The sequence below is a fragment of the Phytohabitans sp. LZ39 genome (assembly GCF_059359075.1).
In genome coordinates, this window is sequence record NZ_JCADBM010000010.1 from 271,852 (window position 1) to 295,439 (window position 23,588).

The window sequence follows — 23,588 nt, forward strand, 5'->3', positions numbered from 1 at the left end:
GATGGAAATGCTACATAGGACATTGCTCGCCGCGGTCGCGGCCAGCGCGCTGCTGGCCACCGCCGCGTGCGGCAGCGGGTTCGACGACGACTCCTCGGACTCCGCGCAGCAGCAGTCCGGCCCGGTGTCGCTCCAGATCCTCATCGGCTCGTCCGGGCAGGCCGAGACCACCGCGGTACAGGAGGCGGCCGCGAAGTGGGCCAGCTCGTCCGGCAACACCGCGACCGTCACGCCGGCGCAGGATCTGACGCAGCAGCTCGGGCAGGCCTTCGCCGGCGACAGCCCACCGGATGTGTTCTATGTGGACGCCGGCCGCTTCGCCGACTACGCGAGCGTGGGCGCGCTGGAGCCCTACGGCGACAAGATCAGCAACTCGAGTGACTTCTACGAGAGCCTGCGCACGACGTTCACGTACGACGGCAAGCTCTACTGCGCGCCCAAGGACTTCTCCACGCTGGCCCTGGTGGTCAACACCGACCTGTGGAGCAAGGCCGGCCTGACCGACGCGGACATCCCCACCACCTGGGACCAGCTCACCTCGGTCTCCCAGAAGATCAAGGCGAAGGGCACCGTGCCGCTGGCGCTCGGCGACACCCGCGACCGGATCGGCGCGTTCATGGTGCAGGCCGGCGGCTGGATCACGAGCGTGGACGGCAAGACGGCCACCGCCGACACGCCGGAAAACCTCCAGGCCCTCCAGTACGTGCAGGGGCTGCTCAAGAACAAGTACGCCGAGTATCCCAAGGCGCTCGACGCCGGTTGGGCAGGTGAGGCGTTCGGCAAGGGCAAGGCGGCGATGACCATCGAGGGCAACTGGATCAAGGGTGCGCTGTCGGCGGACTTCCCGAACGTGAAGTACACCGTGCACCCGCTGCCGGCCGGTCCCAAGGGCCAGGGCACGCTCTCGTTCACCAACTGCTGGGGCATCGCGGCCAAGAGCAAGCACAAGGACGCGGCGGTCAAGTTCGTCGAGGCGATGACCATCGCCGACCAGCAGATGACGTTCGCCAAGGCGTTCGGCGTGATGCCGTCCCGACAGTCGGCAGGTGGGCAGTTCACCCAGCAGTTCCCGGCCGACAAGGCGTTCATCGACGGCGCCGCGTACGCGCAGGGCCCGGTCAACGCGCCCAAGATGGACAGTGTCCTCGCCGACTTCGACACCGGCCTGCAAGGCCTGACGAACGGCGACCCCAAGGCGCTGCTGGCTCGGGTGCAGAAGAACACCCAGTCCGCGCTGGGGCAATGAGGACGCGTAGCGAGACCCTGGCGGGCTGGCTCTTCGTCGCTCCCGTCGTGTTGATCCTGGGTCTCTTCCTGCTGCTGCCGATCCTCATGGCGCTGTGGGTGAGCCTCACCGGCTGGAACGGGCAGGGCAGCCCGTTCCGGTCCGGTGTGCCCTTCGTGGGCGGCGACAACTACACGTCGCTCATCACCGCAGACGGGCTGCCCCGCCAGGACTTCATGACGAGCATCCGCAACAACCTGTACTACGTGGCGCTCGTCGTGCCGATCCAGACCGCGCTGGCGCTGGGGCTCGCGCTCGTCGTCAACCAGCGGATGCTCAAGAGCAAAGGCTTCTTCCGCACCGCGTTCTACTTCCCGTCGGTCACCAGCTCGGTGGCGATCAGCGTGGTGTTCCTGTTCATCTTCGCCAACTCCGGCGCGGTCAACGCGCTGCTCGGCACGGTGGGGATCGACGGGCCGGTGTGGTTCGACGACTCGCGCGGCCTCGTCCACCTGCTGCTCGACACCGTGGGCGTCAACAGCCCGCCCGGCGCGCTCGCCGACCACGGCGTGCTCGGCCTGACCTGGTGGGACTGGCTCTCCGGCCCGAGCGTGGCGATGTGCGCCATCATCGCGCTGGTCGTGTGGACCACGTCCGGCACGTTCATGCTGATGTTTCTCGCCGCCCTCCAGAACGTGCCCCAGCAGGTCGAGGAGGCGAGCCTCATCGACGGCGCCAACCGGTGGCAGCGGCTGCGCTTCGTCACGCTCCCGATGCTGCGGCCGACCCTCTTCCTGGTGCTCACGCTCGGACTGATCGGCACCTGGCAGGTTTTCGACCAGATCTACGTGATGAGCCAGGGCAACCCGGCCAAGACCACGCTGACGCCGGCCTTCCTGTCGTACCGGACGGCCTTCAGAGACTTCGAGTACGGCCGGGGAGCCGCGATCTCGTTCGTGCTCTTCCTGATCATCGTGGCGATGACGCTGCTCCAGCGGTGGCTCCTCCGGGAGAGGAAGTCCTCGTGAAGCCGCGCGGTCTCGTCAACACCCTGGTCGGGTACTCGATCCTGATCTTCTTCGCGCTCGTCTTCCTGTACCCGTTCGTGATCCAGCTGGCAAACTCGTTCAAGACCGAGCCGGACGCGGCCGACAACCCGCTGTCGCCGGTGCCCAACCCGGTGTCGTTCGCCGGCTTCGAGCGCATCTTCGAAGGCACGAACTTCCCGCTCTGGCTGGGCAACTCGGTGCTCGTCACGATCGTCATCACGGCCGGCCGGGTGTTCTTCGACTCGCTGGCCGGCTACGCGCTGGCCCGCCTCCGCTTCGGCGGCCGGCGAGCCATCTTCGCGGGCGTCATCGCGGTGATGGCGGTGCCCGGCGTGGTGCTGCTGATCCCGAAGTTTCTCGTGCTCAACCAGCTCGGCATCTACGACAGCTACACCGCGCTGATCCTGCCCATCATCGTGGACGCGGCCGGCGTGTTCATCATGAAGCAGTTCTTCGAGTCGGTGCCGGCCAGCATGGAGGAGGCGGCCCGCATAGACGGCGCGAGCATCTTCCGCACCTACTGGTCGGTGGTGCTCCCGATGGCCCGGCCGGCGCTGATCACGCTGACGATCCTGTCGTTCCAGGGCTCGTGGAACGAGTTTCCGCACACCCTCGTCGCCGTACAGGACCCGGACCTCTTCACGCTGCCGCGCGGCCTGGCCGACCTGGTGAGCGGCTCACTGGGCGTCGGCACGCAGTACCCGCTCAAGCTCGGCGCCGCCCTGCTCGCCACGATCCCGGTGGCGATCATATTCGTGATCTTCCAGCGCTACTTCGTCCGCGGCGCATCAGAAGGCGCCGAGAAGGGCTGAAACCACTCCGCGCCGCGCTCGAAGGGCCAGTCGTGCGGAGATCGCGGCGCTCCGCTAAAGGCTGGTGTGGAGGCGGTGTTGGGGAATGAGCTGGTCGTCGACGTCGAGGGCGCGGGTGGCGCCGTCGGGCTCCCAGCCGGCCGAGCCGAGAAACTTGCGGGTGGCCGGGTCGCCGTCGTAGACCCAGGCCACCGCCGTCGCCAGGGCGTCTTCGCGCCACAGGTCGACGCTCGCGGCGAGCAGGCGGCTGCCGTGGCCGCGGCGCCCCCAGCGGGGCTCGACCAGCAGGTCGGTGAAGGCGGCAACGTCCGCGCCGAGTGGTGGCTCGTCGGGGGCCAGGGCCTGCTCGTCGGCGGGGCCTGAGGCGGCGAAACCGACCAGGTGGGTGGTCTCCGCCTGCTCGAACGCGACGAGCACCCGGTGCCGCGCGCTCGGCGGGGCCTCGATCGCGGCGCGCCACTGCTCGGCGATCCACGCCTCGTCGAGCTGGTCGAGCGCGCGGGCCGGCAGCACCTTGCGGTACGCGGTCCGCCACGTCGAGAGCTGGATGCGTGCGATCTCGCCGGCGTCCTCGGGACGGGCCGGCCGGACGTACCCCGTGGCCATGGGTGACCAGCCTACGGAGGTGGGACCGGCGCGCGTCGCCGGCCCCACGACCGGCCATGGGGGTCAGGCGACCCGCCGGCCGCGGCTCGCGGTCAGGCCCGAGCGGATCGTGCGCGCGGTCTCCGCGGCGCCCAGCCCGGCGGCGAGCGCGGCGGGGGTCAGCGCGCTCACCACGTCGTACGGGTCGAGGAGCCCGGCCGCCGCCAGCCGGCCCAGGCTGCGGGCGGCGCGGTAGAGCGTGTTGTTGCGCTCGCCGACCGGCGCGAAGCGCACGCGCGTGACCTCGTTGTCGAGCGCGGCCGCCGCGTACCGACCGGGGTGGCGCACCACCGGCGGCGGCGGTGGCGGAGGCGGGATGACCAGGCGCAGCAGCTCGGGCGGGCAGGGCGGCGCCGGGCCGTGGCTGATCCATCGGTAGCGCGTGCCATTGCCGTGCACGGACGGCGGCGCCACCACGTAACCGCCCTCGCCGCGCCAGTCGACGCCGGGCAGCAGGCGGACCCTGTTGGGCGCGCCGCTCGCGGCGAAGTAGAGATGCAGGCCGCCCGACCCGGTCTGCACCAGCGGGGTCTCGTCGAGGTCGCCGATGAGGTCGCGGAGCAGGTGCAGGCCGGCCGGAGTGTCCACATCGCACACGTCGACGGCGACGCCGGTGCGCAGCCCCACGTTTGCCTCCGGCCAGGCGGACCACCAGCGGCGCACCTGGTCGGGGTCGGTGCTCGCCTCGTGCAGGCCGGCGGTGATCAGGCGGGGGTGCCACCGCGGGTGCTTGCCCGGCCGGTCGCAGTGTGGCCGCCGGCACGAGCAGCGGCCGCCGCCCAGGCCGGTGTGCAGGGGGAGGACGGGCACGCCGGTGGACGCATACCACAACGCGCTCTCCAGCGGGTCCACGCGCGCCATTCTATCGAACGTGTGTACTAAGCGTCGACGGTCCGGATACGGAGCGGAGATGTTCGTGTAGACGGCGAGTGTCCAATCTTGGACTCGTGGCCCCAGCACCCTGGTGCGTCGTCGTCCGGGCCTCGACCCGTCCGCGCGGCTCACCGCGCTGGTGCTGGAGGGGAGTGTCGTACCCGTCGGTTAGCGTTCGACCCGATGGCCGTTCCAGAGTCTTTGTCGATCGCGCAGGCCCGCCGCATCGCGCTGGCCGCCCAGGGCTTCGCCGACCCCAGGCCGGCGGGGCCGGTCACCATGCGCCACGTGCGCCGCGTGCTGTCGCGCACCGCCCTGCTCCAGATCGACTCCGTCAACGTGCTTCAGCGCGCCCACTACCTGCCGATGTATAGCCGGCTCGGCCCTTATCCCACGGCCCTGCTCGACCGCGCCGCCTACGGGCGGCCACCCGAGCTTTTCGAGTACTGGGGGCACGAGGCGTCGCTGATCCCGGTGTCGCTGCACCCCGCGCTGCGGTGGCGCATGGCCGGCGCCCACGCGTGGGGCGGCGTGCGGCGCATTGTCGAGGAGGAGCCAAAGCTCGTCGACTGGGTGCGCGACGAGGTGCGGGTCAACGGCCCACTGACCGCCGCCGAGATCGAGCACGAGAGCCCGCGCGAAAAGGGCAACTGGGGGTGGAACTGGTCGTCGGTCAAGCGCGCGCTGGAGTTCCTCTTCTGGGCCGGCGAGGTGGTCGCCGCCCGGCGCAATGGCAGCTTCGCGCGGGTCTACGACCTGCCCGAGCGCGTTCTGCCCGCCGAGGTCCTGGCCGCACCCACGCCGACGCCGGCCGATGCCTACCGCGAGCTTGTGGCGGTGTCCGCCCGCTCGCTCGGGGTGGCCGCCGAGTTCGAGCTGCGCGACTACTTCCGCCTCCCCGTCGCCGGCGCGCGGGCCGCGATCCCCGAGCTCGTCGAGGCCGGCGTGCTGCTCCCGGTCGAGGTGCGCGGCTGGCGCCAGCCGGCCTACCTGCACGCCGACGCCAAGCTGCCCCGGTGGGTGCGGGGTGCCACGCTGGTCAGCCCGTTCGACCCGCTGATCTGGGAGCGGGCCCGCACCGAGCGGCTGTTCGACTTCAGCTACCGGATCGAGATCTACACGCCGGCACACAAGCGCGTCCACGGCTACTACGTGCTGCCGTTCCTTCAGGACGACAGGTTCACCGCCCGTGTCGACCTCAAAGCCGACCGCAAAGCCGGCGTGCTCCGCGTGCCGGCGGCCTGGCTCGAGCCGGGCGCCGACCCCGAGGAGACCGCCGAGGCACTGGCGGCCGAGCTCCAGCGGCTGGCCGGCTGGCTCGGCCTGTCGGAGGTGGCCCGGCCCGAGGGCGGAGACCTCAAGCTGAGGAGCGCCCTCGGTGTACGGTGAGCGGGTGACCAGCGTGGCCGACCCCACCGCCGCCCCGCCGCCTCCGCCCTATTTCGTGCCCCCGCCGCCCGGCCGCTTCACGCGCCTGATGGCCAGGTCACCACGGTGGCTGGCCCCGGTCGCGGTGCTTGGCTGCCTCGCCGCCGCCACCGGCTACGTCACGATCGCCAACCCGACCGAGTCGACCGCCGACGCGCCCCCCACCTGCCTGCTCAAGCTCACGACCGGCCTCGACTGCCCAGGCTGCGGCGGCACCCGCGCGTTCTGGTACATGATCCACGGCGACCTCCCCGCCGCCGCCCGCCACCACGCGCTGTTCATCTTCGCGGTGCCGTTCCTGGTGTATGTGTACGTGGCGTGGGCCGGCAAGCGCGTGTTCGGCAAGACGCTGCCGTCGCTGCGCGTCACGCCGACGATGATCGGCGTCTTCCTCGCGGCGTGGCTCGGCTTCAGCATCCTGCGAAACCTGCCGTGGGCGCCGTTCACCTGGTTCTACGTCTAGACCTTTGGGAGTCGGGGTGTCTCGCTCTTCGTGAGATGGGCTGGAGACATATTTGCCCACGTCCGCGTCACCTGTAGACCGTTTGCTCCCGCGGGCACCGCTCCCGGCCGGCGGCTCGTAACCGAGCCGAAATCCCCGGCCGTCCGCTGCCGGGTCCGCGGTGCAAGCCCGCGGAAGCAGCGGTCTGAACGCCCAATGCCACTCACCCTAAGTCGACCATGGTCTGGTCCGCTGCTCCCGCGGCTCACCCCCGCGTTCGGTCGCCGTCACCCCTTTGCCTCGGCGGATGCGCCGCCTGCGCTTTCGTCGTCCCGAGTAGTCGCCGCCGCCGTGCACGCGGCCCGAGATTCCAGATCTTGGAGAGTCAGGGCGCCTCGACTTTCGCGGTTTGGCCGGCTTGCGGCCCGGCCAAGCAAGGCTCCGCAAGCCCCCGGCGTCTACCGCGCTGCGATGATCGTTAGCCCGATAGGGGCGTGGTCCTCGGCGTGTCACAGCCTTTTCGGGTTAACGATCATGACGTCGCCCACATGCTGAGCCACATACCCAACCAGTGGGAAAGCAGCCGGCGAGCCGCCGATCATGGTGTTTCGCGGCCCGGTCAACCCCCCGATGCCGCAGCCAGCGTGCGAAGCACGGCTCCCACCGCAGCCACCCACCGACCGGTCTCGGCGGGAGCGGCGGCGAGTTACCCCGACGGACGCACGAAATGTGGCTCTACCGTGAAGGCGGAGGTCAGGCCGCGGTGGCGTCGGCGGGGACGCGTTGGATGGCGATGTCGCCGCTGGCGGTGCGGACCTCGACGCTGAGGTCGTGGCCGGACTCGCCGCCGCCGGCGGTCATGTCCAGGTCGTTGGTGGTGTGGCCGGACACCGTGTTGAGGTCGAGCCAGACGCCGGTGCCGCTGCGGACGCCTACCGCTACGTCGCCGCTGGCCGTGCGAACGTTTACCGTGCCGCGCCGCGCGGCGCCGATCGCGACCCGGCCGGAGGCGGTGCGGGCCTTCACGCTGGCGGCGGCCGCGCCGATGTTGACGTTGCCGCTGGCCAGGCGGGCGTCGACCGGGCCGCCCACGTGTCGTGCGGTGACGTCGCCGGAGGCGCCGCCGACCTCGAACTTGCCGTCGATCTGTCCGGCGACCACGTCGCCGCCGGCGATCTTCACCGTGGCGTCGCCGGTGACGTGGTCGATGGTCAGGCCGCCAGACGCGCCGTCGGCGTCAAGTGTGGCGAAGCGGCCGTGGCAGTCGACGCGGGTCGAGGCGAACTTGACGGCCAGCCGGCTGTCCAACGGCACGCGGATGGTGACCGCCAGCGCGCCGGCGCGGCCGGACAGCCAGCCGCTTTCGGGGGCGGCCACGGTCAGCGTGTCGCCGCGCATCTCGACCTTCGTGCGCTCGGCGGCCTCGTGGGAGGCGGGGCGGTCGTCGGCCGGCTGGACGTCGACCAGCGCGGTGTCGCGCTCCTCGGCGGTGATCTCCAGCTCGCCGGCGGCCAGGCGGACGACGGTGTTGACGGGCGTGGGGCTGGGGAACTCGGGCATGGTGACTCCTCTCAGGCCCGGCCGAAACCGGTGATCCGGCGGCCGGTGATGCCACGGGTCGGTGGGGTGGACGGGCCGCCCTGCGCCGCGGCCTGCACGGCGCGGACCAGCCAGGTGTTGACCGAGACGCCCTCCGCGGCCGCGGCGCGCTCGGCCGTGTCCTTGAGGGACTCGGGCAGGCGCAGCGTGATCCGGGCGACGTCGCCGGACGGCTCGGGTGGTGTCACCGACGGTGCTGGCATGACGTCAGTCGGCGTCACCACGAAATCGGCCTGGCCACCGCGTAGGCGCACCTCGACGGTCGCCGCCGGAAGCCGGGCGGTGATCTCGTCTGCCGCGTCGGAGAGCACCTCCAGGAGGCACAGCCGCACCGACGCGTCGAGCGCGCCGGTGAGCAGGTCGGCTGCCCGAGCCACGTCGGGCCCGCCGGGTGCGGCGGTGGCGGCGAGGTCTCGCCGCAGGTTCTCCAGATACGGTGCCAGGTCCATGACGTCACTATGACACCATGATGACGTCATAGCAAGCCGCGGTGCGGATGTTGTCGGTGGGGTGGTCTAGGCTCCCGGGCATGCCGGAAGTAGTCCCGCCCCAGGTCAAACTCATCGCTTGGACCCACTTCGAGGCACCGGACGACGTGCCGTGGTCCACCGACGCCGACGGGGGTCAGGCGCTCGCCGAGTTCGCCGGCCGCGCCTGTTACCAGTCGTGGAAGAAGCCCAACCCGGCCACCGCCACCAACGAGGGATACCTGGCTCACATCCTCGAGGTGGGGCACCTGTCGGTGCTGGAGCACGGGTCGGTCACGTTCTACTTCACCGGGGTGTCCCGCTCGTTCACGCACGAGCTGATCCGGCACCGCCACTTCTCGTACTCGCAGCTGTCCCAGCGCTACGTGCCGGAGCGCGAGGCCGCGATGGTCGAGCCCGAGGTGATCGCCGACGACCCCGAGCTGCACAAGCTCTTCCTAGAGGCGACCGAGGCGAGCCTCCGCGCCTACAACGAGCTGCTGGAGGGCCTGGAGCGCCGGTTCGCCGACGTGGAAAACGGCACGCTCCGCCGCAAGCAGGCGCGGCAGGCGGCCCGCGCGGTCCTGCCCAACGCCACCGAGACCCGCATCGTCGTCACCGGTAACTACCGGGCGTGGCGCCACTTCATCGCGATGCGCGCGACCGAGACGGCCGACGTCGAGATCCGCGAGCTGGCCGTGGAGTGCCTGCGGCAGCTTCAGGGCGCCGCGCCCAACGTTTTCAGCGACTTCACGATCTCCAAGCTGCCCGACGGCACGGAGGTCGCGGCCAGCCCTTATGCGCAGGTGTCGTAACCACTTCGGCCGGTCAGCGCGGGTCCGCTAGGTTGTCAAGCATGACGCACGACCACCGACCCTTCGGGCGGTTGCTCACCGCGATGGTGAGCCCGTTCCGCGCCGACGGCTCACTCGACGTTGAGGGAGCGGCCCGGCTCGCCACCTACCTGGTGGACGACCAGGCCAACGACGCGCTGGTGATCAATGGCACCACCGGCGAGTCGCCCACCACCTCCAACGGGGAGAAAGAGCAGCTCATCCGGGCGGTGTTAGAGGCCGTCGGCGACCGGGCCAAGGTGGTCGCCGGCGTGGGCACCAACGACACGTCGCACACGATCGAGCTCGCGACCGCCGCGGAAAAGGCGGGCGCGCACGGCCTGCTGGTCGTCACGCCGTACTACAACAAGCCGCCACAGGCCGGCCTGATCCGCCACTTCACCGCGGTGGCCGACGCGACCGGCCTGCCGATGCTGGTCTACGACATCCCGCACCGCGCCGGCATCGCGGTCGCCACCGAGACACTGGTCCGCCTCGCCGAGCACCCGCGGATCGTCGGCGTGAAGGACGCCAAGGCCGACCTGATCGCGACGTCGTGGGTGACCAAGCGCACCGAGCTGGCGTTCTACTGCGGCGAAGACGCGCTCACGCTTCCGGCGCTCGCGGTCGGCGCCGTGGGCATGGTCGGCACGTCGACCCACCTCAGCGGCCCCGGCGCCCTGGAGATGATCCAGGCGTACGAGCGGGGTGACATGGCCGCCGCGCTGGCGCTCCACCACCGGCTGCTGCCGATCTTCACGGGCATCTTCCGCAGCCCGGGCACGATCCTCGTCAAGGCGGCCATGGCGGCGAAGGGGCTGCCCGCCGGGCCGGTGCGTTCGCCGCTGGTCGACGCGAGCGAGGCGGAGATAGCCCAGCTTCGCGAAGACTGCGAGGCCGCGGGACTTCCTCTATGACCGGGGCGCACATCGAGCTGGAGCTGCCCCCACCGCTGCCCGAGGGCGGCTTGCGTGTGATCCCGCTGGGTGGCCTCGGCGCAATCGGCCGAAACATGACCGTCTTCGAGTACGACGGAAAGCTGCTCATCGTCGACTGCGGCGTGCTCTTCCCCGACGTGGAGCAGCCCGGCGTCGACCTGATCCTGCCCGACTTCACGCCGATCCTCGACCGGCTCGGCGACGTGCAGGCGATCGTGCTCACCCACGGCCACGAAGACCACATCGGCGCGGTGCCCTACCTGCTCGCCCACAAGCCGGACATCCCGCTGGTCGGATCGCAGTTCACGCTCGCGCTCGTCGAGGCAAAGCTGGCCGAGCGGCGCATCGAGCCGTATACCTTGACGGTCCGCGAGGGGCGGCGGGAGACGCTCGGGCCGTTCGAGTGCGAGTTCTTCGCGGTCAACCACTCGATCCCCGACGCGCTGGCGGTGGCCATCCGCACCCCGGCCGGGCTGGTGCTGCACACCGGCGACTTCAAGATGGACCAGCTGCCGCTCGACGGGCGGATCACCGACCTGGCCGGCTTCGCGCGGCTCGGCGCCGAGGGCGTCGACCTGCTGCTCTCCGACTCGACCAACGCGGAGATCCCCGGCTTCGTCACCCCGGAGCGCGACATCGGGCCGGTGCTCGACTCGATCTTCGCCAAGGCGACCGGCCGGATCATCGTGGCCAGCTTCGCTTCCCACGTCCACCGCGTGCAGCAGGTGCTCGACTCGGCGTACGAGTACGACCGGAAGGTCGCGTTCATCGGCCGCTCGATGGTTCGCAACATGGGCATCGCCCGCGACCTCGGCCTGCTGCGCATCCCCGGTGGCCTGGTGGTCGGCCTGGATGAGGCCACCACGCTGCCGCCGGACCAGATCGTGCTGATGTCGACCGGCTCGCAGGGTGAGCCGATGAGCGCGCTGGGCCGCATGGCCATCGGCGACCACCGGCACATCACGGTCGCGCCCGGCGACACGGTGGTGCTGGCGAGCTCGCTGGTCCCGGGCAACGAGACCTCGGTCTACCGGGTGATCAACCAGCTTTCCCGCGCCGGTGCCAACGTGATCCACAAAGACGTGGCCAAGGTGCACGTCTCCGGCCACTCACCCGCCGGCGAGCTGCTCTACCTGCTCAACGTCGTGCGGCCGAGCAACCTCATGCCGATACACGGGGAGTGGCGGCACCTGCGCGCACACGCCCGCCTCGGCATCGAGTCCGGCGTCGCCGGCGACCGCGTCGTCCTCTGCGAAGACGGCGACGTGGTCGACCTCGTCGACGGGCGGGCGCGGCTGGTCGGCCACGTGAAGAGCCGCTACGTGTACGTCGACGGGCTCGCCGTCGGCGACGTGGGCGAGTCGCTCCTCACCGAGCGGCGGATCCTCGGCGACGGTGGCTTCATCGCCGCGACCGTCGTGGTCGACTCCGTCACCGGCAAGGTGGTGGGCGGCCCGACGGTGTCCGCCAAGGGCTTCTCGGAAGACCCGGGCGCGTTCAACGCGGTGATCCCGTTGATCACCGAGGCGCTCGACCGGGCCGCGCTCGACGGCGTCACGGATCCGCACCAGCTCCAGCAGATCGTGCGCCGCGTGGTCGGCCGCTGGGTCAACGAGGCCTACCGCCGCCGCCCCATGATCGTCCCCACGGTGGTCGAGGTCTAGGACCCCTCGATTTCCCACACGCCCTGTCGCACATAGCGGCATGGCGATCTCGGCGTGCCCCGCTCATACTGGCGGCACTGATCGCTAGCCGTCCCGCAAGTCGTCGCTCGCAAGTCTGTGTCGCCCTGGCGTGTCCCCAGTGACACGTGTAACGTCCTGCATCGTGTCGTGTGGCGGAACAGCTATCTGCCACATGGCAGGTTTGCTCCGCCTCATTGGTTGGATCATGACTTCGCCCGAGCCGCCCGCGGTCGCACGCCGCCGCGTACGCCTCGCGTTGCGCGCGGCACGCGAGGCGAGAGGTTTCACCCAGCAACACGTCGCCGACGAGCTCGACTGGTCACTCAGCAAGGTCAACCGCATCGAAAAGGGCGACGTCACCGTCTCGAAGACGGATCTGCTCGCGTTACTGGAGTTGTTCGGCGTCGATGACGACGATCTGATCGACGAGCTGGTGCGGTCGTCCCGTTCGTCGCGACAGCGCGGATGGTGGGACGAGCCGCGCTACCGGGAGCACCTGACCCCACCGATGCTTCAGCTCCTCCAGTTCGAGACCGAGGCGACGGCGATTCGCATTTTCCAGCCCACGGTCGTCAACGGGCCGTTCCAGACCCGGGCGTACGCACAGGCGGTCCTCGATTTCTGGAAGCCGGAGCTGTCTCCGCTCGTCCGCGAGGCGCGCCTGGAGACCCGGCTGCGGCGCGGAGAGCAGCTGCTCGGGCGCACCGATCCGCCCGACATCTTCTTCATCTTCGACGAGTCGGTGCTGCACCGACCGGTGGGCGGCGTCGAGGTGATGGCCGAGCAGCTGCGCCACCTGCTGGTCATCATGCGCCGGCCCAACGTGCACGTGCGGGTCGTGCCCTTTGCCAAGGGTGCCCTGGTCGCGATGCTCGGTCCGTTTCTCATCTGCGACTTCGGTGACGAGGAAAACGCGGTGCTCTACCGCGAAAGCCTCCTCCTGGACGAGGTCGTCCACGCCGGAGAGGCGCTTATGCGCCACCGCGGATATTTCGAGCATCTCTGGCAAGAGTCGCTCGGCGAGACCGCTTCGGCGAGTTTGATAGCGGCTCGCGCGGATCAGATGATGCCCGAGCCCGACCGATATACCAGCGGCTGATTAAAGCTTCGCTTCCCGGTAATCCTCGCAACGTATAGCGTCGCGAGGATTAACGGGGGCGGGGGGTAAAACACACTGTTTACCTATCCGAGGAGAACCGAATGGAGCAGACCGCCGCGCTTGTCTGGCGCAAGAGCGGGCGATGCGACAGCAACACGTGTGTCGAGGTGGCCGCGGTCGGCCACGACATCGCAATCCGTGACTCGAAGCGTCCGGACGGGCCGACGTTGCTCTTCACCAGGGCTGAGTGGGATGCCTTCGTCGGCGGCGTGCACGACGGCGACTTCCTGTTCGACTGAGCTCTGACCGAGGCGGCATCCGGGGCGCGTGCGCCGACGGTGCCGCCTCTTCCTTTCGGCGGGGCGATTACGTATCGTAAGGATGGCCCTGCATAGAGTGGAGTCGGTGATGGCAGACACCGAACGACTTCAATGGCACAAGAGTGCCCGCTGTGACACAAATGCTTGTGTGGAAGTTGCACATGGCAACGAAGGAGTGGTGGTCCGAGACGGGAAGGATCCGGAAGGGCCACGGCTGATCTTCTCGGCCGGGCAATGGATCTCGTTCCTGGCTTGGCTGCACCGCCGCAGAGAGTGATCAGTTCACTACTCTCTCGGCTTTCTCTGTGAGATCCACCACCGCCGCCCCATTCATCCGCGTCTAGCTCTCCGCCGTACCCCGATTTGCCGGATCAGTGCGGCTATGTGGGAGGTGTTGCGGATGGACCGCAGACGGGCGTTGACCATAGGACTAGTGGTGGCCACAGCGGGAGCCGCGGCCGCGGTGACGATCCCAGCGGTGGCGACCACGAGAGGTCCTGCGCCCGGCGGCCCGGAGCCCGAGCTCCTCTCGGCGCTCCAGCGCGACCTCGGCATCACGCAGGATCAGGCGCGCACGCGGTTGACGAGCGAGCGCGCGGCGACGCGTACCATCGCCGACCTCAAGCGCGGCGCCGCCGACGCCTGGGCCGGTGCCTGGCTGAGCGCGGACGCCACCAGCCTGACCGTCGCGGTGACCGATCCCGCGCTGGCCGAGCGCGTGCGGGCCGCCGGCGCCGAGCCGAAGGTGGTCACGCGAAGCGCCGCCGACCTCGACACGGTCAAGAAGGCGCTCGACCAGAACGCCGACGCCGCGACGCCCAACCTGCCGGGCTGGTACGTCGACGTCGCCACCAACACGGTCGTCGTGCTCGCCAACAAGGGCGGCGAGGCGGCGGCGCGCGAGTTCGTGGTAGACGCGGGCGCGCCGGCGCAGAGCGTGCGCGTGCTGTCCACAGAGGAGGCTCCGACGCCGTTCTTCGACGTGCGCGGCGCCGACCCGTTCTTCATCAACGGCGCGGCCCGCTGCTCCATCGGCTTCTCGGTGGTGGGCGGCTTCGTGACCGCCGGCCACTGTGGACAGACCGGAGACCCGACCACGGGCTTCAACCAGGAGGCGCAGGGCACGTTCTCGGCGTCGTCGTTCCCCGGCGACGACTGGGGCGTGGTCGAGGTCAACGGTGACTGGACGCCGCGTCCGGTCGTCAACGACTTCAACGGCGGCGAGGTCACCGTGGCGGGCGCGGAGGAGGCGCCGGTCGGCGCGTCGATCTGCCGCTCCGGCTCCACGACCGGCACGTTCTGCGGCGTGGTGCAGGCCAAGAACGCCACGGTCAACTACCCCGAGGGCACGGTGACCGGCCTGACCCGCACCAACGTGTGCGCCGAGCCGGGCGACTCGGGCGGCTCCTGGATGTCCGGCGACCAGGCGCAGGGCGTCACATCCGGTGGTTCGGGCGACTGCACGTCGGGTGGCGTCACGTTCTTCCAGCCGCTGACCGAGATCCTCCAGGTCAACCAGCTGACGCTGGTCACCTCGAACGGTGAGGTGGCCCCGCCGCCCTCCACCGGCAACCCGCCGGCCACGGAGGAGCCCGCGCCGGAGCCGCCCGCGACCAACGCGTGCGCGGACGAGGAGGTCACGGTGGCCGGCGCGCTGAGCCGCGGCGGCGCCCGCCAGACCCAGCCGAACGGCCGCTTCTTCCGTACCGCCGGCGGCGCGCAGACCGCCTGCCTCGACGGGCCGGAGGGCGCCGACTTCGACCTCTCCCTACAGCGCTTCAACGGCCAGGCGTGGCAGACCGTGGCCCGGGCCACCGGCTCCGGGTCGGACGAGACGCTGACCTTCAACGGAAACGCCGGCGTGTACCGCTACCGGGTGCAGTCCAGGACCGGATCGGGTGACTACACGTTGGGGTTCTCCACACCGTGAGCCAGCGCGCCGCCCTCGATCCAGGGGGCGGCGCGGCCAGAATCTCAGCAAGGCGCCGCGGGCACATCCGGCCCCTGCCAGCCGGGTCCGTGGCGCGCCGCGAGCGGACGCGCCTCCTCGCCCGCCGCGGCGGGAGGAAGAGCCCGCACATCGCCACTCGGGCCGGCGGTGAGCGGGCGGGCCGGATGCCGGCGCCCCTATCTGGGCGCCGGCATCCCGCTTCAGGGGCGGCCCCTTGGTATTGATCAGGGAGTTGGTGACGCGACACATCGGCCGACACGCCCACCAACTCCCTGATCAACACCCCGAGCCTAGGTATGCGACACCAGGCCATCTACCAGGCGCCGGCATACGCTGGCCGGGTGGGGTACCGCGCGCTCACCAGCATCATCCTCGGGCTGCACTTCGCCTTCGTGGCCTACGCGGTCGCGGGCGGGTTTCTGGCCTGGCGCTGGCCGCGCGCGATCTGGCCGCACCTGGCCGCCGGCCTGTGGGGGTTCGTGGTGATCGGGGCGCAGCTGACCTGCCCGCTCACCTACGCGGAGGACTGGTCGCGGCGGCAGGCCGGCGAGGCCGGGCTGACCAAGGGCTTCATCGACCGGTACATCGAGGGCGTCGTCTACCCCGAGCGGCTCGCCACCCTGATGCAGGTGCTCGCCGCGATCGCCGTCGTCGTCTCGTGGGTGGGGTTCGTAGCAAAGCAACGGCGCCGCCCTCAGCGGGACGGCGAGCGCCGCACCCAATGGGACGGCGAGCGGCGCCGCCCCCAGCGGGACGGCGCCGCGACAGTGCCCGTTACGGCAGGGCGGCCACCTCGTCGGCGAACTGGGCGCTCGTGACGATCGCGGCGTGCAGCAGCACGCCCAGCTGGGGCGCGGCCACGCCGTGCTCCAGGTCGGTCGTGACGTCGCCGGCCAGGATGAGGTCGCCCTGGCCGGTGTCGTGCACGTAGGCCTTCGGCAGCAGTTTGTCGTGGTTCCAGGCGTTGCAGAACGCGTACGCGTCCATCAGCCGGTCGGCGGGGAGGCGGCGCTGGGCGACCACGCGCACGTGCAGGATCTCGCCCTGCTCGCCCATACAGTCGAAGGTCAGCATTCCCTTGCCCCACTGGCCGCCGACCGTGCCGTCTTCGTCGACGTAGTAGCGGTCGCCGCGGTCGTCGAGCGCCGCGGTGATGGCCTGCACGGTCAACGGGGCCACGACCTCGTCGCGGCCCTCCGGGGGTAGGCCTGGCTCGTTCATGTAGGACGGGGTGGGTTGGTCCGGTGGCAGTTCAAGGCTCTCCAGCAGTGGCTCGGCTGACATCCACTGTGCCATGCGGCGGGACTGGTGGTCGGTGCCGTTTCGCGCGTCGAACTGCCCGGCGATCTCCCGGGCCTGTGCGGCCAGGGTGGCGCCGAGCTCTTCCAGCGTGAGGTCGGCCTCGGGGCGGCTCTCGAACGACGGCCGGTGCACGATCCGGCCGGTCGGCGCGGCCAGCCGGCACACGAGCGCGCCCACGGCGGCGAACTCCATGGCGGAGGCGTCGTCGTACGGGCGGTCGAGCCAGCTCAGGTGCTCGGCGAGGATGTCGACGGCGCGGTCGGTGTTACCGGTCAGCACGCAGAAACGCATGTGCTCGGGCAGGAACGAGAACGCGTCCCGCTCGTGGCGGTGGCGGCGGTAGGCCCGCACGTGCGCCTTCGCGGCCTCCTCGTAGCGGCCCAGCTTCAGGTACGGCATGAGCACCGCGACGAGTGCCTTCTCCGGCTGCTCGGCGCAGCCCAGCACGCCGCTGAGCACCGGCTCGACCGTCTTGAGCGCGTCGTCCCACTCGCCCCAGCCGGCGAGCAGCTCGGCCTGGCGGGAGGGGTCGCAGCCGGCGCAGTCGCTGTTTTCGTCGCGTTCGGCGGTGCGCCACAGGTCGAACCACTTGCGCGCGCCCGGCTCGTCGCCGACGTGGTCGGCGATCTTGCAGCGGAGGTTGTAGATGGTCTGCATGCTGTGCCCGCCGGCCCGGAAGCGCCGCTCCATGTCGTCGAGCGCGGCCTGCGTCTGCGCCAGCCCCACGCGCGGAGTACTGCGCAGCGTGGCCACCGCCCACTTGTGGTACCAGCGCAGCTGCTCGCCGTCCCACTCCTCGAACATCGAGGGGTCGCGGTCGTACGCCGCGAGGCACCACCCGAACGCGGGAAGCATGCGCCACCGCTCGGTGTGGTTGTTGTACGCGTCGATCAGGTCGATCCGGGCGTCGTAGCCGAGCCGCACGTCACCGGCGGCGTCGGCGTGGGCGGCGATCCGCTCCAGCTCGGCGATCTTGCCGTCGCCGTCGGGCATGTCGCGGGCCTCTTCGAGGGCCTCTTGCAGCTCGTGCGTGGTGCTCATGATTTCTCCGAGGAGTCAGAGGACGGGAGGTCCGTGAAGGCGCGGTCCAGCAAAGCGAGGAACGAACGGTTGAGGGCCGCCTGGTCCACCGCCCGCAGGGGGTGGTGGCCGGCGAGCAGCGCCTGGCCGTAGAGGGCCTCGACGGCGTGGCGCAGCGCGGGCCCCGGAGGGTACGACGTGATCTTGCGGATGAGCGGGTGGCGCCAGTTGAAGACGAGCTCCGGCCGGTGTTCCACGGCCACGTCGTCGAACGCCGAAAGTACGTCCGACCACAGGTCGTCGACCGCCTCGATGCTGCGCCGGACGGTGTCCTGGGTGCGCGCCTTTTGGCTCATCACGTACAGGGCGGGCATCGTGACCGGGTCGAACTGGCGGATCAGCGGCACGCAGTCGAGCTCGCGCAGCACCGCCCGCGCGGTCTCCAGGAATGGCGCCACCTGCGCCTCCTGGGCCGGCGGCAGCGGATCGAGCCGCGCGGCGAGCTCGCCCGGGTCGAGGCGGCGCACCCGTGCCTCGGAGTCCACCCTGGACAGTCGCTCCAGGATCTCGGTGTCGTACGCGTAGCCCGCGTTGACCACCGGCGTGCCGGCGGCGCTGGCGATCGCGGCGAGCGAACGGAACTCGTCGACGGTCTCCACGTAGCGGATCATCGACAGCCCGCGGCGGAACACCCGCAGCGGCATCGTGCCCCGGCTCGTCTCGAACGGCAACCACGCGTCGACGAGCTTGAGCATCTCGTCGTCGCGCACGGCGAGCGCCTTGACACCCAGGTGGTGCACGCGCAGGAAGGCGGCCAGCCGGTCGGGGTCGTTGACCGACAGGTCGAGCAGCCAGGTGCGGATCTGCTCGCCGAGGCCGGCGCGGACGGCGGAGAGCAGGTCGTCCTCGTACAGCGCTTCGCGGCTGGCGGTCGGCCGCAGCATGCTCGTGTCGACCACGCAGCGCACGAAGAACGCCCACTCCGGCACGAGCTTGGAGGCGTCTTCGCTGAGCAGCATGCGCTTGAGGTACACGCGGTGGCCGCCCTGCCCGACCTGGGCCGGCGACGCGAGCACGAAGCCGACGCCGCGCAGCCCCGCCTCGGGCACGCCCAGGTCGATGACCTCCATCGGGCGGCTGCCGAGCAGCTTGGCGCCGTAGTCGAGGAGCGCCGCGCGGCGTACCTCCGGATCGTCGTAGGCGACCTCCCACGGAGCCTGCGGCTCGGTGATCCGCTCGCCCCCGACGGTGACCTCGACGTCCAGGAGGTGGGCGTACGACGAGGCGAGCTCGCGCACGGTGGCCGGGGTGAGCCAGTGCTCGGCGCCGGCCCGCGGGCGGAGGGTGACCGTCGTGCCGACCTCCGCGGCCTCGGCCGCGCCGGTGGTGTAGCGGCCGTCCGCGTAACCGGTCCAGCTCACCGCCCCGCCGCCCTTGGCCGAACGGGAGACCACCTCGATCGCGTCCGCGACCATGAAGCAGGACAGCAGCCCGATGCCGAACTGGCCGAGGTAGTCCTGCCGGGCGAAGCCCAGGTCGTCGCGCTTGGAGGTGCGCCCGACGCTGGCCAGGAACGTGTGTACCTCCGCCTCGGTGAGGCCGATGCCGTTGTCGGTCACGCGCAGCGCCCCGCCGGGGAGCGGCTCGATGACCACGCGGCCGGCGGGGGCGTCCGGGTCCGCGGCGCGACGCGCGGTGATCGCGTCGGTGCCGTTTTGCAACAGCTCGCGGACGAAGACCCGAGGACTCGCGTACAGGTGGTGGCTGAGCAGGTCGACCACGCCGCGCAGGTCGACCTGGAAACGGTGCTCCGTACTCGTCACGACTTGAGCTCCGCCGCCGCCTCGGCCAGCTGGCAGCCGGTCGAGATGCCGCAGCCGATGAGCTGGTCGAGCTGGGCGTGCGAGACACCGCGCTCGAGATCGGTGGTGACCTCGCCGAAGACGCGGGCCGTGCCGTCGTCGTTGACGTGCACGAACGCCTTCGGCCACAGGCGGTCGTGGTTCCACTCGTTGCAGAACGCGTACAGCCGCGGCACGTCGTCGACGGTGAACTCGGCCGCCGCCAGGGTGCGCACCTGGAGCATTTCGCCCGAGGAGCCGCGGCGGAAGAACCAGATGAGGTTGTCGTCCCACATCCCGCCGATGTCGCCGTCGTCGTCAGTGCCGAAGTTGTAGCCGTGGGCGGTCAGCACCTGCGCGATCAGGTCGTTGGTGAGCGGCGCGAGGGTCTGGACTTCGCCTTCGGATGGCATGCGAGAAATGTCCCTTCGGATGTGGCTGCGGTCTTTCCTAGCACCGCTCGATGAACGGCGGCCAGGGGTCCCCGGGGCACGATACGACGGCGGTGCCAGCGCCGGATCAAAGGGTCTTCGCCTCAAAATGACACGCCGCCGGTGGGCGCGCTTCCGTCGTACCTTGCGGCTACCGTGTGATCCTAGGGCCTATGGCTGGCCGCACCACCCAGGCGAGTCGGCGGCGCGGTGCGTCCACCGCGCGCGCCGCGAGCGGTCGCGCCCGCCAATCCACCCGCGCCCGTCGTCGCACCTCCAGCACCAATGTGCCCGTCCTGTTGGGACGCGGCGTCCGCGCGGTCTGGATGGGCGTCGCGCACAGCGTGGGGTGGGCGGTCCGGGGCGTCGGTCGCCAGGCCGCCACCGCCCGTGACCTCGACCCCGAGCACCGCCGCGACGGCGGCGGCCTCCTGCTCTTGGGCCTGGCCATCCTCACCGGCGTCGCGGTCTGGTTCTCCGGCGCCGGCCCGGTCGGCGAGCGGGTGGCCGACACCGTGCGGCTCTTCCTCGGCGCGATCGCCGCCGCGCTGCCGCTGCTGCTGCTCGTCGCGGCGATCCGCCTGATGCGCGAGCCGAGCGACCCCGAGCACCGCGGGCGGGGCGTGGTCGGCTGGTCCGCGCTGATCCTCTCCGCGGCCGGCCTGCTCCACCTCGCCCAGGACCCGATCGACAACGCCCAGCGCGACTACGCGGGTGGGCTGATCGGCACCGGCGTCGGCGGGCTGCTCGAGCGGGCGGTGACCGAGTGGGTGGCGTTCCCGCTGCTCGTGCTGCTGATGCTCTTCGGCCTGCTGGTCATCACGGCGACACCGATCAACAAGGTCCCGGAGCGGCTGGGCCTGCTGGTCGGCTCGTTGCTGGGCCGGCCGCTCCCTGACGACGAGGAGCCCACGGAGGAAGAGGAGGAAGAAGAGCCTCCGGTCCGGCGCCGCTCGCCGTCACGCCGGCGCCAGGCGAGCCTCAACGAGGAGCCGGACGAGGAGGAGATCGTCCACGACACGGTCCTCCTGCCCCGCAAGCCGCCCGCCTCCGTGCCCGCCGCCCGCAAGGTCGCCGAGCCGCCGGAGCACTCGCCGCCGCCCACCCGCGCCGAGCAGCTCGCCATCACCGGCATGGCCGGCGACTACAAGCTGCCCCCGCCCAACCTGCTCAAGCAGGGCGCCGCCGCGAAGAGCCGCAGCAAGGCCAACGACGAGGTCATCGCCGCGCTCCAGGGTGTGTTCGAGCAGTTCGACGTCGACGCGGCGGTCACCGGCTTCACCCGCGGGCCTACCGTCACGCGCTACGAGGTGGAGCTGGGCCACGGTGTCAAGGTCGAGCGGATCACCCAGCTCTCCCGCAACATCGCGTACGCCGTGAAGTCGCCCGACGTGCGCATCCTCAGCCCGATCCCGGGCAAGAGCGCGGTCGGCGTGGAGATCCCCAACTCCGACCGCGAAGACGTGGCGCTCGGCGACGTGCTCCGCTCGCGGGCCGCCACCGGCGACCACCACCCGATGCTCGTCGCGCTCGGCAAGGACATCGAGGGCGGCTACGTCGTGGCCAACCTCGCGAAGATGCCACACATCCTCATCGCCGGCGCCACCGGCGCGGGCAAGTCGTCCTGCCTCAACTCGCTGCTCGTCTCGATCCTGAGCCGGGCCACCCCCGACGAGGTGCGGCTCGTCCTGATCGACCCGAAGCGGGTGGAGATGACCTCGTACGAGGGCATCCCGCACCTCGTCACCCCGATCATCACCAACCCGAAGAAGGCCGCCGACTCGCTCGACTGGGTCGTCCGCGAGATGGACATGCGGTACGACGACCTGGCCGCCGCCGGCGTACGCCACATCGACGACTACAACCGCAAGGTACGCAGCGGGCAGGTCAAGCCGCCGCCCGGCAGCGAGCGCGAGATCCGCCCGTACCCCTACCTGCTGGTGATCGTCGACGAGCTGGCCGACCTCATGATGGTCGCCCCGCGCGACGTCGAAGACTCGGTCGTCCGCATCACCCAGCTCGCCCGCGCCGCCGGCATCCACCTGGTGCTGGCCACCCAGCGCCCCTCGGTCGACGTCGTCACCGGCCTCATCAAGGCCAACGTGCCGTCGCGGCTCGCGTTCGCCACGTCGTCACTCGCCGACTCGCGCGTCATTCTCGACCAGCCCGGCGCCGAAAAGCTGATCGGTCGCGGCGACGGCCTCTTCCTGCCGATGGGCGCGTCCAAGCCGATCCGCATCCAGGGCGCCTGGGTCAGCGAGACCGAGATCAACGACGTGGTCAAGCACTGCAAGGACCAGCGCGAGCCGGAGTTCCGGCCAGACGTGCTTACCCCGGTGCAAGACCCGAAGAAGAAGATCGACGAGGACATCGGCGACGACCTCGACCTGTTGGTGCAGGCGATCGAGCTGGTCGTCACGTCCCAGTTCGGCTCCACGTCGATGCTCCAGCGCAAGCTGCGGGTCGGCTTCGCCAAGGCCGGCCGCCTCATGGACCTGATGGAGACCCGCGGCATCGTCGGCCCGTCCGAGGGCTCCAAGGCCCGCGACGTGCTGGTCAAGCCCGACGAGCTCGAGGAAGCGCTGGTCCAGCTCCGCCCGGAGTGACCGGAGCCAAAGACATTTCGAGCTACCGCGACCTCCGTCGTGGTCCAGACCGTTGCTCCCGCGGCCTCACCCGTCCGCCGCTGGTCCCGCTCACCCCTCCCGCCCCTGCCTCAAGAGGGCAGCCCTGTCACTGTCTGGGCGGGTGTACGGGACCCCTGCTGGGAATTCACGCCCAAGAGGGCTGCCCTCTTGGGGCAAGGGTGAAGGGCTTGGGGCGCGGAGCTGGCAGTGGAGGTCGGGGATCTCGGCGAGCCCTGGCGAGCCGCCGACCGGAGCGGTGCCCGCGGGAGCATACGGTCCGTAACTGGCGCGGACAGGGGTAAATAGGCATCACGACGGGCGGACCTGGGCTGGCGAGGGCTCTATTGTCAACGTGTGGAGGATTTAGAGGCGCTCGCGCTGTTGACGGATCCGGTGCGGCGGTCGGCGTACCAGGTCGTCGTCGATGCCGGCGGCGTGGCCGTGGGGCGGGACGAGGTGGCGGGGGCGCTCGGGGTGGGGCGGACGCTCGCGGCGTTCCATCTGGACAAGCTCGTGGAGGCGGGGCTGCTGGAGGTGTCGTTCGCGCGGCGGACGGGGCGCTCCGGGCCGGGTGCCGGGCGGCCGGCGAAGCTCTACCAGCGGGCGGCCGGCGAGCACGTGGTCAGTGTGCCGCCGCGTTCCTACCTGTCGGCGGCCGAGCTGCTCGCCGAGGCGGTCGAGCGGTCCGGCGCTGACGCCGCCGCCTACGAGGTCGCTCGCGTGGAAGGCCAGAAGGTGGGTGCGGGCGCCGACCCCGTCGAGGTGCTCGCCGCCCGGGGCTACGAGCCGGAGGTCGACGGGTACACGGTGCGCCTGCGCAACTGCCCCTTCCACCAGGTCGCGCAGCGGTTTCCGCCGCTTGTCTGCGGCATGAACCTGGCCCTTGTCGAGGGGTTGCTGGAGGGGGCCGGCGACGGCGAATGGCGGGCGCGGCTGGATCCGCGTCCCGGCTACTGCTGCGTGGTCCTTTCTAAAACCAACGCTGATGATTTATAGTACGG

Annotated in this window: 21 protein-coding genes and 2 pseudogenes; 16 read left to right on the forward strand and 7 right to left on the reverse strand. The window is 70.7% G+C overall.

The genetic code is table 11. The annotated features are described in order from the left end of the window. The first annotated feature begins 1 nt into the window (after position 1). From AC5L36_RS21195 to AC5L36_RS21205, 3 genes are read left to right on the forward strand one after another with little or no spacing between them, the layout of a single operon-like run. Positions 2-1,246 (forward strand): sugar ABC transporter substrate-binding protein, encoded by a 1,245-nt coding sequence (locus AC5L36_RS21195; protein ID WP_441215369.1) that lies wholly within the window; start codon positions 2-4, stop codon positions 1,244-1,246. Next, positions 1,243-2,253, forward strand: coding sequence for a carbohydrate ABC transporter permease (locus AC5L36_RS21200; protein WP_441215370.1), 1,011 nt, complete (start codon positions 1,243-1,245; stop codon positions 2,251-2,253). Before AC5L36_RS21195 ends, AC5L36_RS21200 begins: the two co-directional genes overlap by 4 nt. Beyond that, on the forward strand, positions 2,250-3,086 hold the full coding sequence (locus AC5L36_RS21205; protein WP_441215371.1) for a carbohydrate ABC transporter permease: 837 nt from the start codon (positions 2,250-2,252) through the stop codon (positions 3,084-3,086). The genes AC5L36_RS21200 and AC5L36_RS21205 overlap by 4 nt, the downstream gene beginning before the upstream one ends. Positions 3,087-3,140: 54 nt before the next feature. On the opposite strand, the gene AC5L36_RS21210 is transcribed toward AC5L36_RS21205, so the two are convergent. Continuing rightward, on the reverse strand, positions 3,141-3,692 hold the full coding sequence (locus AC5L36_RS21210) for a GNAT family N-acetyltransferase (protein WP_441215372.1): 552 nt from the start codon (positions 3,690-3,692) through the stop codon (positions 3,141-3,143). 63 nt (positions 3,693-3,755) lie between these two features. After that, entirely contained in the window at positions 3,756-4,583 is an 828-nt protein-coding gene (locus AC5L36_RS21215; RefSeq protein WP_441215373.1) for a bifunctional DNA primase/polymerase, read from the reverse strand. A 204-nt stretch (positions 4,584-4,787) separates the two neighbouring features. Here AC5L36_RS21215 and AC5L36_RS21220 point away from each other — a divergent pair, with 204 nt between their 5' ends. Together AC5L36_RS21220 and AC5L36_RS21225 are read left to right on the forward strand one after the other, a co-directional pair. After that, the gene (locus tag AC5L36_RS21220; RefSeq protein WP_441215374.1) at positions 4,788-5,993 is read left to right on the forward strand and encodes a winged helix-turn-helix domain-containing protein; all 1,206 of its coding nucleotides are present in this window, start codon (positions 4,788-4,790) and stop codon (positions 5,991-5,993) included. Between the two features lie 88 nt (positions 5,994-6,081). Beyond that, positions 6,082-6,495, forward strand: coding sequence for a DUF2752 domain-containing protein (locus AC5L36_RS21225; protein WP_441215427.1), 414 nt, complete (start codon positions 6,082-6,084; stop codon positions 6,493-6,495). Between the two features lie 732 nt (positions 6,496-7,227). Here AC5L36_RS21225 and AC5L36_RS21230 read toward each other — a convergent pair. Together AC5L36_RS21230 and AC5L36_RS21235 are read right to left on the reverse strand one after the other, a co-directional pair. Beyond that, entirely contained in the window at positions 7,228-8,034 is an 807-nt protein-coding gene (locus tag AC5L36_RS21230) for a DUF4097 family beta strand repeat-containing protein (RefSeq protein ID WP_441215375.1), read from the reverse strand. Between the two features lie 11 nt (positions 8,035-8,045). Continuing rightward, positions 8,046-8,522, reverse strand: a complete 477-nt coding sequence (locus tag AC5L36_RS21235) for a toxin-antitoxin system HicB family antitoxin (protein WP_441215376.1) — start codon at positions 8,520-8,522, stop codon at positions 8,046-8,048. An 80-nt stretch (positions 8,523-8,602) separates the two neighbouring features. On the opposite strand from AC5L36_RS21235, the gene thyX reads away from it, so the two are divergent. The 8 genes from thyX (at position 8,603) to AC5L36_RS21275 (ending at position 16,184) form a co-directional block, all read left to right on the forward strand. Beyond that, positions 8,603-9,355, forward strand: coding sequence for an FAD-dependent thymidylate synthase (thyX, locus tag AC5L36_RS21240; RefSeq protein ID WP_441215377.1), 753 nt, complete (start codon positions 8,603-8,605; stop codon positions 9,353-9,355). A gap of 41 nt (positions 9,356-9,396) precedes the next feature. Next, positions 9,397-10,290 (forward strand): 4-hydroxy-tetrahydrodipicolinate synthase, encoded by an 894-nt coding sequence (dapA, locus tag AC5L36_RS21245; protein WP_441215378.1) that lies wholly within the window; start codon positions 9,397-9,399, stop codon positions 10,288-10,290. Further along, positions 10,287-11,975, forward strand: coding sequence for a ribonuclease J (locus tag AC5L36_RS21250; protein ID WP_441215379.1), 1,689 nt, complete (start codon positions 10,287-10,289; stop codon positions 11,973-11,975). The genes dapA and AC5L36_RS21250 overlap by 4 nt, the downstream gene beginning before the upstream one ends. A 226-nt stretch (positions 11,976-12,201) precedes the next feature. Continuing rightward, positions 12,202-13,095, forward strand: a complete 894-nt coding sequence (locus AC5L36_RS21255; protein ID WP_441215380.1) for a helix-turn-helix domain-containing protein — start codon at positions 12,202-12,204, stop codon at positions 13,093-13,095. A gap of 101 nt (positions 13,096-13,196) precedes the next feature. Further along, complete coding sequence (locus AC5L36_RS21260) at positions 13,197-13,394, forward strand: DUF397 domain-containing protein (RefSeq protein ID WP_441215381.1); 198 nt, start codon at positions 13,197-13,199, stop codon at positions 13,392-13,394. A 109-nt stretch (positions 13,395-13,503) separates the two neighbouring features. Then, complete coding sequence (locus AC5L36_RS21265) at positions 13,504-13,692, forward strand: DUF397 domain-containing protein (protein WP_441215428.1); 189 nt, start codon at positions 13,504-13,506, stop codon at positions 13,690-13,692. A 201-nt stretch (positions 13,693-13,893) separates the two neighbouring features. Then, on the forward strand, positions 13,894-15,345 hold the full coding sequence (locus AC5L36_RS21270) for a S1 family peptidase (RefSeq protein WP_441215382.1): 1,452 nt from the start codon (positions 13,894-13,896) through the stop codon (positions 15,343-15,345). Positions 15,346-15,707: 362 nt separating this feature from the next. After that, positions 15,708-16,184, forward strand: coding sequence for a DUF2784 domain-containing protein (locus tag AC5L36_RS21275; protein WP_441215383.1), 477 nt, complete (start codon positions 15,708-15,710; stop codon positions 16,182-16,184). Here the strand turns inward: AC5L36_RS21275 and AC5L36_RS21280 are convergent. The 3 genes from AC5L36_RS21280 to AC5L36_RS21290 are packed head-to-tail and all read right to left on the reverse strand — an operon-like array spanning position 16,141 to position 19,942. Continuing rightward, a complete protein-coding gene (locus AC5L36_RS21280; RefSeq protein WP_441215384.1) occupies positions 16,141-17,709 on the reverse strand; it encodes a type III secretion system chaperone family protein in 1,569 nt (522 codons plus the stop codon). The two genes, AC5L36_RS21275 and AC5L36_RS21280, sit on opposite strands and share 44 nt — an antisense overlap. Then, positions 17,706-19,511 carry an HSP90 family protein gene (locus AC5L36_RS21285; RefSeq protein ID WP_441215385.1) on the reverse strand — a complete coding sequence of 602 codons (1,806 nt, stop codon included), beginning with the start codon at positions 19,509-19,511 and terminating at the stop codon, positions 17,706-17,708. Before AC5L36_RS21285 ends, AC5L36_RS21280 begins: the two co-directional genes overlap by 4 nt. After that, positions 19,508-19,942, reverse strand: a complete 435-nt coding sequence (locus tag AC5L36_RS21290; protein ID WP_441215386.1) for a type III secretion system chaperone family protein — start codon at positions 19,940-19,942, stop codon at positions 19,508-19,510. Before AC5L36_RS21290 ends, AC5L36_RS21285 begins: the two co-directional genes overlap by 4 nt. Before the next feature lie 344 nt (positions 19,943-20,286). On the opposite strand from AC5L36_RS21290, the pseudogene AC5L36_RS21295 reads away from it, so the two are divergent. The 3 genes and pseudogenes from AC5L36_RS21295 to AC5L36_RS21305 all read left to right on the forward strand — a co-directional run. Then, a pseudogene (locus AC5L36_RS21295) lies at positions 20,287-20,760 on the forward strand (DNA translocase FtsK 4TM domain-containing protein); the annotation flags it as partial. A gap of 219 nt (positions 20,761-20,979) precedes the next feature. Further along, positions 20,980-22,566: pseudogene (locus AC5L36_RS21300) on the forward strand (DNA translocase FtsK); the annotation flags it as partial. Between the two features lie 375 nt (positions 22,567-22,941). Further along, positions 22,942-23,583, forward strand: a complete 642-nt coding sequence (locus tag AC5L36_RS21305; RefSeq protein WP_441215387.1) for a helix-turn-helix transcriptional regulator — start codon at positions 22,942-22,944, stop codon at positions 23,581-23,583. Positions 23,584-23,588: the final 5 nt, after the last annotated feature.

Coding starts and splice junctions, on each gene's coding strand:
- AC5L36_RS21235 (WP_441215376.1), bottom strand. CDS start 8,522: ATGGACCTGGCACCGTATCTGGAGAACCTGCGGCGAGACCTCGCCGCC.
- AC5L36_RS21280 (WP_441215384.1), bottom strand. CDS start 17,709: ATGAGCACCACGCACGAGCTGCAAGAGGCCCTCGAAGAGGCCCGCGAC.
- AC5L36_RS21210 (WP_441215372.1), bottom strand. CDS start 3,692: ATGGCCACGGGGTACGTCCGGCCGGCCCGTCCCGAGGACGCCGGCGAG.
- AC5L36_RS21220 (WP_441215374.1), top strand. CDS start 4,788: ATGGCCGTTCCAGAGTCTTTGTCGATCGCGCAGGCCCGCCGCATCGCG.
- thyX (WP_441215377.1), top strand. CDS start 8,603: ATGCCGGAAGTAGTCCCGCCCCAGGTCAAACTCATCGCTTGGACCCAC.
- AC5L36_RS21265 (WP_441215428.1), top strand. CDS start 13,504: ATGGCAGACACCGAACGACTTCAATGGCACAAGAGTGCCCGCTGTGAC.
- dapA (WP_441215378.1), top strand. CDS start 9,397: ATGACGCACGACCACCGACCCTTCGGGCGGTTGCTCACCGCGATGGTG.
- AC5L36_RS21290 (WP_441215386.1), bottom strand. CDS start 19,942: ATGCCATCCGAAGGCGAAGTCCAGACCCTCGCGCCGCTCACCAACGAC.
- AC5L36_RS21195 (WP_441215369.1), top strand. CDS start 2: ATGGAAATGCTACATAGGACATTGCTCGCCGCGGTCGCGGCCAGCGCG.
- AC5L36_RS21200 (WP_441215370.1), top strand. CDS start 1,243: ATGAGGACGCGTAGCGAGACCCTGGCGGGCTGGCTCTTCGTCGCTCCC.
- AC5L36_RS21250 (WP_441215379.1), top strand. CDS start 10,287: ATGACCGGGGCGCACATCGAGCTGGAGCTGCCCCCACCGCTGCCCGAG.
- AC5L36_RS21260 (WP_441215381.1), top strand. CDS start 13,197: ATGGAGCAGACCGCCGCGCTTGTCTGGCGCAAGAGCGGGCGATGCGAC.
- AC5L36_RS21255 (WP_441215380.1), top strand. CDS start 12,202: ATGACTTCGCCCGAGCCGCCCGCGGTCGCACGCCGCCGCGTACGCCTC.
- AC5L36_RS21225 (WP_441215427.1), top strand. CDS start 6,082: ATGGCCAGGTCACCACGGTGGCTGGCCCCGGTCGCGGTGCTTGGCTGC.
- AC5L36_RS21230 (WP_441215375.1), bottom strand. CDS start 8,034: ATGCCCGAGTTCCCCAGCCCCACGCCCGTCAACACCGTCGTCCGCCTG.